Genomic DNA, 12231 nt, shown 5'->3' with positions numbered 1-12231 from the left:
GGGGTCAGAGCGAGTTGGCCTTGAGGGAGATGGCGGACTTGCGGTTGGCGGCCTGGTTGGCGTGGATGACCCCTGCGGAGGCGGCCTTGTCGAGGGCGCGGTTGGCGACTTTCGCCAGCTCGAGCGCCTTCTCCTTGTCACCGGCGGCAGCGGCCTCGCGGAAGTGACGCACATGCGTGCGCAGCGCCGACTTCACGGCCCTGTTGCGGCGGCGAGCCTTCTCGTTCGTCTTGATGCGCTTCTTCTGCGACTTGATGTTTGCCACGTGAAAACCTCTGGTCCGTTCCTGGGTGATTTCGTGTCCGGCGGAACCAGCGGTGCCGCGCAAACACAGCGAATGATCTTACCATTCGAGCCCGACGGTCCCAAACCATCCGCTGCGTCGCGCCGGATCCAGCCTGTTTCAGCGGCGTGCGACAATGGGACTCGCCTGCGGCCCCACCGATGCACCGGCGCTCCAGCGATCCGGCGTCATGGCGCCACGAGCAGACGCACGATCGATCGAGGAGTCAACGAGCTTGACCGTCCAGCCCGGAGCCACCGACCCGGCAGTCATCCGCAACTTCAGCATCATCGCACACATCGACCACGGCAAGTCGACGCTGGCCGACCGGATGCTGCAGCTGACCGGCATCGTCGAGGAACGCGAGATGCGTGCCCAGTACCTCGACAAGATGGACATCGAACGTGAGCGCGGCATCACCATCAAGTCCCAGGCGGTGCGGATGCCCTGGACCGTCGGCGACCAGGAATTCGTCCTCAACATGATCGACACCCCTGGCCACGTCGACTTCACCTACGAGGTGAGCCGTTCCCTGGAGGCCTGCGAGGGGGCGGTCCTGCTCGTCGACGCGGCCCAGGGCATCGAGGCCCAGACCCTGGCGAACCTCTACCTGGCGCTCGAGGCCGACCTGACGATCATCCCGGTGCTCAACAAGATCGACCTGCCCGGCGCGCAGCCCGACAAGTTCGCCGACGAGATCGCCGGCATCATCGGCTGCGATCCCTCGGACGTCCTGCGCGTTTCGGCGAAGACCGGCGAGGGAGTCCCCGAACTGCTCACCGCGATCGTCGAGCAGGTGCCCGCGCCAACCGGGGACGCCGACGGCAGGGCCCGCGCCCTCATCTTCGACTCCGTCTACGACATCTACCGCGGTGTCGTCACCTATGTGCGCGTCGTCGACGGGCGTCTGAGCCACCGGGACCGCATTCGCATGATGTCCACGGGCGCCACCCACGAGGTGCTGGAGATCGGTGTCCACTCACCCGAACCGGCCACCTGCCAGGCCCTGTCGGTGGGCGAGGTCGGCTACCTCATCACCGGGGTGAAGGACGTGCGCCAGTCGCGCGTCGGTGACACCGTGACCCTGGCCACCAGCCCGGCCGGGGAGCCGCTGGCAGGATACAAGGACCCCAAGCCGATGGTCTTCGCCGGCCTGTACCCGATCGAGGCCGGTGACTTCCCGGAACTGCGCGAGGCACTCGAGAAACTCCAGCTCAACGACGCCTCCCTGACCTTCGAGCCCGAGACCTCCGGCGCCCTCGGGCTCGGCTTCCGCGCCGGCTTCCTCGGCCTGCTCCACATGGAGATCATCCAGGAACGCCTCGAACGCGAATTCGGCCTCGACCTGATCAGCACGGCGCCGAGCGTGAACTACCGCGTCGTCATGGAGGACGGCTCCGAGCACTGGGTGCAGAACCCGTCGGAGTTCCCCGACGGCAGGATCGAGGCGGTCTACGAGCCGGTCGTGCGCGCCACGATCCTGTGCCCGGCCGAGTTCATCGGCCCCGTCATGGAGCTGTGTCAGAGCCGGCGCGGTACCCAGCTCGGCATGGACTACCTGTCCGAGGACCGCGTCGAGATGCGTTACGAGCTGCCGCTCGGCGAGATCGTCTTCGACTTCTTCGACGCCCTCAAGTCCCGCACCAGGGGCTACGCCAGCCTCGACTACGAGCCGGGCGGTGAGCAGCGCGCCGACATGGTCAAGGTCGACATCCTGCTGAGCGGCGAACCCGTCGACGCCTTCAGCGCGATCGTCCACCGCGACAAGGCCTTCAGCTACGGCGTCGAGATGACGAACAAGCTGCGCAAGCTCATCCCGCGCCAGCAGTTCGAGGTGCCCGTCCAGGCCGCCATCGGCGCCCGCGTCATCGCCCGCGAGACCATCCGCGCCGTCCGCAAGGACGTCCTGGCCAAGTGCTACGGCGGCGACATCACCCGCAAACGCAAGCTGCTCGAGAAGCAGAAGCAGGGCAAGAAACGCATGAAGACTGTCGGGCACGTCGAGGTGCCCCAGGAGGCCTTCGTCGCCGCCCTCACCAGTGCCGACACGGCCGAGAAGAAGAGGTAGCGGTGCCGCTGACGCTCCGCGCCGACGCGGCCGACACGCCCATCGAACCCGGGGCCCTCGTCACCGTGCCCGGCCGGACGCTGTCGTGCTACGTGCACGTGCCCTTCTGCGCGACCCGCTGCGGTTACTGCGACTTCAACACCTACACGCCGAGCCAGCTGACGGGCATGACGACCCGCGACTACGTGCAGGCGGCCCACCGCGAGATCGAACGGGCCCGACACGAACTGGACGACGGCAGGCCCCTGGCCACGGTCTTCTTCGGCGGCGGCACCCCGACGATGGCCGCGGACGACGAGCTCGCCGGGCTGCTGGACCACCTGCGTCAGGCCTTCGGCCTGGCGCCCGGCGCCGAGATCACCACTGAGGCGAACCCGGAGACCCTCGACGAGCAGCGCCTGGACCGGCTGCTCGACGCCGGGTTCAACCGCCTCAGCCTGGGCATGCAGTCCGGCGATGAGCAGGTGCTCGCCACCCTTGAACGCCACCACACGCCCGGCCGCGCCGTCCAGGTGGCGCGCTGGGCGCACCGGGCCGGGTTCGACAACGTCTCGCTCGACCTCATCTACGGCGCGCCGGGGGAGACGATGGACCAGTGGCGTGTCTCGCTCGAGACCGCGCTGGAGGCGGACCCCGAGCACGTCAGCGCCTACAGCCTCATCGTCGAGGACGGCACCGCAATGGCCAGGCACATCGCGCACGGCCGGCTGCCCGAGCCCGACGAGGACCTCGAGGCCGACAAGTACCTGCTCGCCGAGGAACGTCTGGGGGCGGCCGGCCTGGCCAACTACGAGATCAGCAACTGGTCCAGGCCAGGGCGCGAGGCAGCCCACAACATGGCCTACTGGCGAAGCGACGACTGGTGGGGGATCGGCCCGGGGGCCTACAGCCATGTCGGAGCGGCCCGGTGGTGGAACGTGAGGCACCCGCGCCGCTACGCGGCCATGCTCGCCGCCGGCACCGGCCCGCGGGCCGGTCATGAGATCCTCGACGAGGCGACCAGCCATGAGGAGGTCGTCATGCTGGGGCTGAGGCTGCGTGACGGTGTGAGGATGACCGAACTGACCCGCGCCGAACGCTCCGCACTGCCCGGCCTGGCCGGGCGCGGGCTGGTCGAGGTGCGTGAGGGCGCGGTGCGGCTGACACTGGCCGGACGCCTGCTCGGCGACGCCGTCACGCTCGAGATTCTCGGCTGAACCGCAGGGGCGCCGGGCCGGTCACCGAATGGCGGGACACTAGGCTGGGGACATGGCTGGTCGGGATCGCTACGGCACGGACGTGCTCTCAGGGGACTGGAGGCGCGGAGGCAGGCCGAGGACGGTCGACATGCCCCTCCAACTCGGGCTCATCGTCGAGGTGGGGTCCGACGGCTACTGCGGCGAGGTCATGGGCTGGGAGAACGGCCTGGTCATCCTCGAGGACCGTACGGGCCGTCGACGGGCCTTTCCCGTCGGCGAGAACGGCTACCTCGTCGAGGGCAGGCCCGTCGCGCTGCGCATCCCTCCCCGCCAGGGATCGACACGGTACACCGCGTCCGGCTCGCTGGCCGGGCCGCGTGAGGACGCCAAGAAGGCCCTCGGCAGCCGTATCTACGTCGAGGGCCGCCACGACGCGGAACTCGTCGAGAAGATCTGGGGCGCCGACCTGCGCCACGTCGGCGTCGTCGTCGAGTACATGGGCGGCATGGACGACCTGCTCGGCATCGTCGCCGAGTTCCGGCCCGAGAGGGGGCGCCGGCTCGGCGTGCTCATCGACCACATGGTCGCCAACACCAAGGAGTCGCGCATCGCCGCGCAGGTGCGTCACGCCGGGTACGGCGACCACGTCATGATCACCGGACACCGGTTCATCGACATCTGGCAGACCATCAACCCGCGCCTGCTCGGATTCGAGACCTGGCCCGAGGTGCCGCTCGACCAGGACTGGAAGAAGGGCACCCTGGCACGCCTGGGCATCCCCAGGGGCAAGCGTTACGAGCAGATCGACCAGGACGACGTGGGCAGGGCCTGGCAGGCCATGCTCGCCCGCGTGCGCACCTACAAGGACCTCGACATCGATTTCGTCCGCGAGGTGGAGAAGCTCATCGACTTCGTCACCCAGGACCACCTGGATGAGCTGGACTGAACAGGTCACGAATCCGACAGGAGACGCCATGAATCCCGACGACGTGATGAGTCTGATCAAGGACGTCAGCGCACGCATCATCGAGCCGCGCTTTCGCGCACTCGGCCGGTCCGACGTGCATTCCAAGGGGCTGGGCGACCTCGTCACCATCGCAGACCGCGAGGCCGAGGCCGAGTTCATCGCAAGGCTCGGGCAGGCCTTCCCCGATGCCGTCGTCATCGGCGAGGAGAGCTGCTACGCCGACCCGTCGCTGCTGGGGGCGATCGGTGTCGCAGAGCACTGCTTCGTCGTCGACCCGGTCGACGGCACCGGCAACTTCGTCCGCGGCAAGGACGACTTCGCCGTGATGGTCGCAGAGATGCGCGGCCCCCGGACCGTGGCCGGATGGATCTGGCAGCCCCGCCACGGCCGCGCCTACCAGGCCAGCGTCGGCGGGGGAGTCACCTGCAACGGGGAGCCCATCGCACCGACCCCGACCCATCCGCGGCCGACCGGCGCGGCAGGTCAGCGGGCGTGGCGGGACTTCGACGCAGCCGGGCGCATCTCCCCGGTCCGCGAGTCCGCGCACTGCGCCGGCATCGACTACCCCCACGTCATGACAGGCCGGTTCGACTTCATCGCCTACCGCCACCCCAAGCCCTGGGATCACCTGGCCGGTGGCCTCATGCTCGCCGAGCTGGGCGGCGGCATCGTCCACCCCGACGGCAGCCTCTGGGCCCCCGGTGACGAGGACGCCCCGATCATCAGCAGCCGTGACCTGGACACCGCCAGACGGGTCGGCGCCCTGTGGCCCGCCCGGCCATGACCCCCGTCATGGCCGCCGCGGGGACGGGCCGGCGCCTCCCGACGACGCGCTATGCTGGCACTCGGCACCTGGGAGTGCCAGGCCGGTGCAGTGCCCGAACGGTCCTGCGACGCCGCGTCGCCACGGTGGCGTGAGGCGGACACGCCCGAGTCGCCGCCGGCTTCGGATCCAGCCTGGACGGCCAGCAGGACAGGAGGTCACGATGATCGACGATCGCAAGCTGGACGTGCTCAAGGCCATCGTCACCGACTACGTCTCGAGCCGCGAACCCGTCGGCTCCAAGGCCCTCGTCGAACGCCACCACATGAAGGTCTCCCCGGCCACCGTGCGCAACGACATGGCGGCCCTGGAGGAGGAGGGCTATCTCACCCAGCCGCACACCAGTGCCGGGCGGATCCCCACTGACAAGGGCTACCGTCTCTTCGTGGACCGCATCGCGCAGGTCAAGCCGCTGTCGGCGGCCGAACGCCGGGCCATCTCGACGTTCCTGGACGGGGCTGTCGACCTCGACGACATCGTCTCGCGCACGGTGCGGCTGCTCGCCATGGTCACCCACCAGGTCGCCCTCGTGCAGTACCCGGCCGTCAGCTCCACCCGCGTCCGGCACGTCGAACTCGTCTCCCTGGCGCCGCAGACCATCATGGTGATCCTCATCACCTCGGTCGGCGCCATCTACCAGCGCAGCCTGCAGGTGCCGGATCACTCGGCGGAGGACCTGACCGTGCTCCGGGAGCGCATCAACGCCGCGGTCGACGCCCAGCCCACGCCGGCCGCCGCGGAGGCGCTCCGCGATCTGGACCGTCAGGGCCTGCCGGACCTCACCGAGGACATCATCACCGTCATCGGCGAGATGCTCGTCGCCGACGCCGCCCCCCGCATCGCGGTCGGCGGCGTGCCGAACCTGTCGCGTTTCGGCGCCGAGTTCGAGACCACGGTCAAACCGATGCTCGAGGCGCTCGAGGAACAGGTCGTCCTGCTCAAGCTCCTCGGCGCAGCGGCCACCGAACCGCCCGGTGACGTCGCCGTGCGCATCGGCCAGGAGAACCCCTACGAACCGCTCCGGACGGCATCGGTCGTGGCAAGCAGCTACGGCCCCTCCGATTCACCGGCCCATCTGGGTATCGTCGGTCCCACTCGCATGGATTACCCATCCACGATGGCCACCGTGCGAGCCGTCGCCCGTTACGTCGGACAGTTCCTGACAGAAGGTTGATCAACGTCACCGATGAGTACTGACTATTACGAGGTCCTCGGCGTCCCGCGCGACGCCACCCCCGAGCAGATCAAACGCGCCTACCGCAAGCAGGCCATGCGCGTGCACCCGGACGTCACCGACGATCCGGATGCCGAGGAGAAGTTCAAGGCCGTCAACGAGGCCTACGAGGTGCTCTCCGACCCGCAGAAGAAGGCGGTCTTCGACCGCGGCGGCGACCCAATGCACAACGGCGGCGGCGCGGGCTACGCCGACCCCTTCGCCGGTATGGGTGGTTTCGGCGGGTTCTCCAGCGCCGGCGGCTTCGACGTCGGTGACCTGCTCGGCGCCATGTTCGGTGGTGGCGGCGCCGCCAGCCGGGGACCGCGCTCGCGCGTCCACCAGGGCTCGGACCAGCTGCTGCGCCTGCGGCTGAGCCTGGCCGAGGCCGCGTTCGGCACCACGACCAAGCTCAACCTCGACACCTACGTCGTCTGCCCGACCTGCTCGGGCAAGGGCACGGCCGCCGGCTCCGAACCGGTCACCTGCGTCCAGTGCCATGGCTCCGGTTCGGTGACGCAGGTGCAGCGCTCCTTCCTCGGGGACATCCGCTCCACGACCGTCTGCCCCACCTGCGACGGCTACGGCTCGACGATCCCCAACCCCTGCCCCGAGTGCTCCGGGCAGGGCCGGGTGCGCACCCGCCGCGAGATCTCGGTGAAGGTGCCCGCCGGTGTCAGCAGCGGGAACCGCATCCAGCTGCACGGCCAGGGCGAGGTCGGCACCGGAGGCGGGCCCGCGGGAGACCTGTACGTCGAGGTCCTGGTCGCCGAGCACGAGGTCTTCCGCCGCGACGGCGACAATCTCGAGATGGTCCTGACCATCCCGATGACGGCCGCCGCCCTGGGCTGCACCGTGCCGATCACCACCCTCGAGGCCGAGCTCGACGGCACCTCCGACGAGGACGCGAGGGTCGAACTCACGATCCCGCCCGGTACCCAGGCCGCCACCCGGCTCGTCGTCAAGGGAAGGGGCGTTCCCGCCCTCCGCGGACGCGACAAGGGCCGGCGCGGTGACCTGGGCGTGACCGTCGTCGTCGAGACCCCCACCAGGCTGACCGACGAGCAGCGCGAACTGCTGAACCGGCTGGCGCAGCTGCGTGGCGAGGACGGCGAGAACGTCGGTGTCAGATCGGGCGCCGACAAGGGCTTCTTCAACCGGCTGCGCGACGCCTTCAACGGATGACCGACCCGCTCTTCCTCGCCGACCCGGGCGACATCGCCGCGGCACGCCCGGGAAGCACCATCACCGTTGGTGGTGACGAGGGACGTCACGCGGCCACCGTCCGGCGCCTGCGCGTGGGGGAGTCCGTCATGCTCGCCGACGGCGCCGGCTGCGGCGTGCGCGGGACCGTGACCGCGGTCGGCAAGTCCACGATCGAGGTGCGGACCGCCGAGCTGCTCCGGGCCCCGGCCGACCCCCTGGAGATCGTCGCCGTCCAGGCCCTCGCCAAGGGCGCCCGCTCCGACATAGCGATCGAGGCCATGACCGAGATGGGTGTGGGCCGCATCGTCGCCTGGCAGGCGGCGCGGAGCATCGTGCGCTGGGACGCCAAGGCCGCAAGGGGACTCGCCAAGTGGCGGACGAGCGCCACCAACGCCGCCAAGCAGTCACGCCGCCTGCGCGTGCCGCGGATCGAACTGGCCGACACCGGACAGGTCGCCGGGCTGCTGGCCGGCGCGGACCTGGCGCTCGTCCTGCACGAGGAGGCCGCGCAGCCGCTGCGGGCCCTCCCGGTCCCCGCCTCGGGGCGGGTCGTCATGGTCATCGGCCCCGAGGGCGGCATCGCCCCGGCCGAACTCGAGGCGTTCACCCGCGCCGGCGCCGCGACCGTCCTGGTCAGTGACGCGGTGCTGCGCACCTCGACCGCCGGCGTCGTGGCGCTCGCCCAGCTGCGGGCCCTGGCCGGCCGCTGAACCACCGCTCCGGCGGGTACGTCCTGGTTGGCCGTTGCGGTGAGGCCCGGCGGAGGAGTCCTGCGCTGATCCTTTTTTCGGATAGTGATCTTTTCTTCTGGTGGTGCGCCCGAACCGGCGACCTCGACGAGCGGTGCCGCTAGTGTCCTTGCCTTCACCGTCTCTCGTCTCCTGAAGGAGTTTCCATGAAGAAGTCGAGTCTCGTTCTGGCGGCGCCCCTCGTCCTGGGCGCTCTCACTCTCAGTGCGTGTTCCGCCGGCCAGTCGACCGCATCGGAATCGTCCACCCAACAGTCCTCCGTCACACAGTCGTGCCGGACGATGGACTCCTCGCTCGACTGGTTCGGCGACAACCTCACCGCGATCGACGAGTTGATCGCCGAGGTGGGGGAGTGCGGCGGTTCCGGCGAGTACGCCGAGGGCGCCCCGGTGGCTCTCTTCGACTGGGACAACACCGTGGTCAAGAACGACATCGGCGACGCCCAGACGTTCTGGATGCTCGCGAACGGCAAGGTTCGTCAGCCCGCCGGCCGGGACTGGCGCACGGTGTCGCCGTGGATCACCGACGAGGCCGCCCGCGCCCTGTCCGGGACCTGCGACGCACTCGCCGAGCCTGGCGAGCCCATGGACACCGCGTCCCAGGACGGTGCGGCATGCGCCGACGAGATCCTGTCGGTCTACTCCGAGGGCACCACAACGACCGGCGAGGAGGCCTTCACCGGGTTCAACGCACGCCGCATCGAACCCCAGTACGCCTTCGCCGCGCAGCTGCTGGCCGGCTGGACCGCCGAGGAGGTCAAGGAGTTCGCCGCATCGGCCAGGGAGCAGAACCTCAACGCCGCCGAGAGCGCCACCCAGGTGGTCGGCACCACCGAGGTCACCGGATGGGTCCGCTACTACGACCAGGTCGTCGACCTCATCGAGACACTGCGGGCCAACGGCTTCGACGTCAGGATCATCTCTGCCTCGGCCGAGCCGGTCGCCGAGGTCTGGGGTGAGGCTCTCGACTTCGGAGCAGACAAGGTGATGGGCGTCGTCACCTCACCCGGTGACGGCGGGACGCTGACCACCACGCTCTCCTCCTGCGGAGGGGACGAGGCGTCGATGCCCTACATCGAGGGCAAACGCTGCCGGGTCAACGAGGAGGTCTTCGGGATCGACTCGTCGGACGCCTTCGAGGTGGCCGATGAGCCGGCGCGTGCCGCGTTCGCCGCGGGCGACTCCGACACAGACGTCTCCTTCATGTCGGACGCCACCGGGCTGCGCCTGGCGATCAACCGGAACAAGACCGAGCTGATGTGCCAGGCCTACTTCAACGCCGACGGCAAGTGGATCGTCAACCCGATGTTCATCGACCCGAAGGGTCAGCAGGCCGAGCCTTACCCGTGCTCCACGGAGGGCTTGATCCTGCCCGACGGCGGCAGCGGGCCGCTCACCGACGATGACGGTCAGGTGGTGCCGGACCAGGAGGACACCGTGTACGGCGAGTGAGTCGGCGACGGTACCGCGAACGAATCAGTCCAGTGCCGCCCGGGCCGGGTGTTTGCTCACACCCGTAGCTCGGGCGGCACTGGCATGCCGGAGGGGCGCAGGCCGGACAGGTCCTTCAGGACGACGTGGTTGCGGTCGTTCGTGGAGCCGACGGTGAACAGGGGGCCCAGGCCCATGGCCTGCCAGCGGCTGCGCATCTGCCAGGCGGCGGCGTCGTCGCCGCCGATGCGCCAGAAGTTCACCAGGTAGCCGCCCTCGTACAGGTGCAGCAGCGCGTAGCCGGCCGGATAGGACGAGCAGGCAGCCACCTCGAGGTACTCGGCTCCGGCTCCCTGCACGTCGGCCCGGTCGCGGCGCATGCGGTGGGTGTGGCCGGCATGGTGCAGGAACAGCCCGTGAGCCTTCCGCTCGGCATGCTGCAACTCGATGCGGTCGCGCAGCCGCAGCATGAACTGCGGGCCCGACGGGTAGGTCATGGCGGCGTCGTTGGTCGCGGGGTGGTGGGCGGTGACGATGGTGGGGTGGTCGTGGTTCTCGGCGAGCAGGGCCCGGAAGTCACTCATCTGCTCGGGGGTGATCCAGCCTCCGCCGCTGCCGCGCGTGGTGTCCAGGCCGACGATGCGAAGACCCGAGGCGGTCGTGGCCGAACACATCGCCTGGTAGTCCGTGAAGTGCTCTGCGAACGGATCGGTGCCGTCCCGCTGCGGCCTGTCATGGTTGCCTCGCACGGCCAGCCACGACTCGTGCCGGACGCCGTAACCGTCCAGCAGGGCCCGTGCGCAGGCGGCCTGTTCTGCCGTGCCCGTGGATGTCACGTCGCCGCCGAGCACCAGGAACGGGCGCCCATGGCGCACGGCGAGTTCGTCGAGCATGGTCGTGAACATCGCCTGAGCGTAGTCCTTCTGTCCCGGCCCCGGTTTGACCGAGGTGGGCAGCGGGCCGAGGACGATGCCCTGGCGTTTCTCTCCCAGGTGCGAGTCGTTCGCCAGCACGATCGTCTCCACGTAGCGTCCCGGCGGAGGGGTGAGCGTCATGAAGCGGTGAGTGCGCTCCGGGCTGTGGCGCCGATTCGTGATCGCCATACCCGGGGTCGGTTGCTGATCGCCCGACATGGCGCGGAAGTGGTACTCGCGCCCGGGCTCCAGGCCGGTGATCGTCACCTTGTGGAAGGCGGTCTGCCTGCTGCTCTCGTGGACCAGCCTCAGATGGCTGCCTGCGGCGCCCAGCCAGACCCGGGCGTCGGTGGGGTAGGGCTCGGGGACGAGCCGGCCGTGGCGTATGCGGCGCGTGATCCAGCTGATCACCGCGCTGGTGGGGGTGACGGTGAGGACCTCGAGATCGGTCGCCAGAAAGCGCTTCGGCACGGGCCGAGAGTACCTCAGAGCGGGCGAGCATGCCGCGTCCCATGCCGGGGTGAACGGGCCGAGCCGTCTGGCTGTTCTCGTGCGCGAAGGCCGAGCGACCATGCTTGGATGAGCAGCGGTGTTGACTCCCCAGGACCCACGGTTGGGGTCCGCGGCCGATGCTTCAGGGACGTGATGAGAGTCGGTGAGATCCGCGCCCAGAGTCCGCAGCCCCACGCCGTAGAGCGAACGACGACTCCCCACGGCGCGCAGATTGATGTCACACACCTCGCCTACCATGTACGTGAACAGGCCAACGACCGGGCACCGGCCAGGAGCACGCGATGACCGACGGCACCAGGAGCCAACACACGGACCCCACCTACGAGCGCGAGCTTCCCGATGGCACCGTCTACCGGGTGGTCCCACCAGAGGTCGGGGTACCCGTCATCCGCAAGTGGCTTGAACACGACTGGCCCATGACCGCCCAGCAGGCGCTTGCGCTGCGCGACGAACTCGGCTGGACGCCTTCGCCGAGGAAGGAAACACTGGTCACCACCAACCTCGGCTCGGGTATGCCCAAGGACGCGTCAATCACCATCATCAAGAATAGAGTGAACTCATTTCGTATCAGCTTGGCGTCGTATGCGCCAATAGAGCTTGATGTATACACCACACCGCTGACGCATGCGGCATACGTTGCTTACACCAGCAGGTTGTCCGGCTTGTACGGTGAAGGTGAGGTGTCGCGAAGTAAAACCCGGAGTGGTTATGTAGATTCGACCACTTGGACACTACCGAATCACGCATCAGTTCAAGTCGGTACGATCGGAAGTGTGCTGAGCTGCGACATCGATTCTCCTGATGCGAATTATGCGGCTGCGGCTGAGGCGGAGTTGCTGGAGTGGGAGGCTGCAGAAGAGGACGGGGACGAGTAGGTGCTCCTGGCG

The 12231-nt window shown here is 69.0% G+C and carries 11 protein-coding genes; 9 read left to right on the top strand and 2 right to left on the bottom strand.

The window, feature by feature from the left end; all coding sequences use genetic code 11:
- Positions 1 to 4: 4 nt before the first annotated feature.
- Positions 5 to 265, bottom strand: coding sequence for a 30S ribosomal protein S20 (gene rpsT / locus PROPJV5_RS02465; protein WP_119714757.1), 261 nt, complete (start codon positions 263 to 265; stop codon positions 5 to 7).
- Positions 266 to 473: 208 nt separating this feature from the next.
- On the opposite strand from rpsT, the gene lepA reads away from it, so the two are divergent.
- The 8 genes from lepA to PROPJV5_RS02425 all read left to right on the top strand — a co-directional run bounded on the left by lepA (position 474) and on the right by PROPJV5_RS02425 (position 9938).
- Positions 474 to 2351 (top strand): translation elongation factor 4, encoded by a 1878-nt coding sequence (gene lepA, locus PROPJV5_RS02460; RefSeq protein ID WP_119714979.1) that lies wholly within the window; start codon positions 474 to 476, stop codon positions 2349 to 2351.
- A 41-nt stretch (positions 2352 to 2392) separates the two neighbouring features.
- Positions 2393 to 3547, top strand: a complete 1155-nt coding sequence (hemW, locus tag PROPJV5_RS02455; protein ID WP_119714978.1) for a radical SAM family heme chaperone HemW — start codon at positions 2393 to 2395, stop codon at positions 3545 to 3547.
- Positions 3548 to 3599: 52 nt separating this feature from the next.
- Entirely contained in the window at positions 3600 to 4475 is an 876-nt protein-coding gene (locus tag PROPJV5_RS02450) for a DUF3097 family protein (protein ID WP_119714756.1), read from the top strand.
- A complete protein-coding gene (locus PROPJV5_RS02445) occupies positions 4462 to 5280 on the top strand; it encodes an inositol monophosphatase family protein (protein WP_119714755.1) in 819 nt (272 codons plus the stop codon). The genes PROPJV5_RS02450 and PROPJV5_RS02445 overlap by 14 nt, the downstream gene beginning before the upstream one ends.
- A 202-nt stretch (positions 5281 to 5482) precedes the next feature.
- Positions 5483 to 6493 carry a heat-inducible transcriptional repressor HrcA gene (hrcA, locus tag PROPJV5_RS02440; RefSeq protein WP_119714754.1) on the top strand — a complete coding sequence of 337 codons (1011 nt, stop codon included), beginning with the start codon at positions 5483 to 5485 and terminating at the stop codon, positions 6491 to 6493.
- Between the two features lie 12 nt (positions 6494 to 6505).
- Positions 6506 to 7717, top strand: coding sequence for a molecular chaperone DnaJ (gene dnaJ, locus PROPJV5_RS02435; RefSeq protein WP_119714753.1), 1212 nt, complete (start codon positions 6506 to 6508; stop codon positions 7715 to 7717).
- Entirely contained in the window at positions 7714 to 8448 is a 735-nt protein-coding gene (locus PROPJV5_RS02430) for a 16S rRNA (uracil(1498)-N(3))-methyltransferase (RefSeq protein ID WP_119714752.1), read from the top strand. The genes dnaJ and PROPJV5_RS02430 overlap by 4 nt, the downstream gene beginning before the upstream one ends.
- A 185-nt stretch (positions 8449 to 8633) precedes the next feature.
- Entirely contained in the window at positions 8634 to 9938 is a 1305-nt protein-coding gene (locus PROPJV5_RS02425; RefSeq protein WP_119714751.1) for a haloacid dehalogenase-like hydrolase, read from the top strand.
- A gap of 56 nt (positions 9939 to 9994) precedes the next feature.
- Here PROPJV5_RS02425 and PROPJV5_RS02420 read toward each other — a convergent pair whose 3' ends face one another.
- Positions 9995 to 11302 carry a purple acid phosphatase family protein gene (locus tag PROPJV5_RS02420; protein WP_119714750.1) on the bottom strand — a complete coding sequence of 436 codons (1308 nt, stop codon included), beginning with the start codon at positions 11300 to 11302 and terminating at the stop codon, positions 9995 to 9997.
- Between the two features lie 323 nt (positions 11303 to 11625).
- On the opposite strand from PROPJV5_RS02420, the gene PROPJV5_RS02415 reads away from it, so the two are divergent.
- A complete protein-coding gene (locus PROPJV5_RS02415) occupies positions 11626 to 12219 on the top strand; it encodes a DUF6301 family protein (RefSeq protein WP_119714749.1) in 594 nt (197 codons plus the stop codon).
- Positions 12220 to 12231 lie beyond the last annotated feature (12 nt).

The sequence above is a fragment of the Propionibacterium ruminifibrarum genome, assembly GCF_900289195.1.
GTDB lineage: Bacteria > Actinomycetota > Actinomycetes > Propionibacteriales > Propionibacteriaceae > Propionibacterium > Propionibacterium ruminifibrarum.
This window is presented reverse-complemented; position numbering and strand designations above follow the sequence as displayed.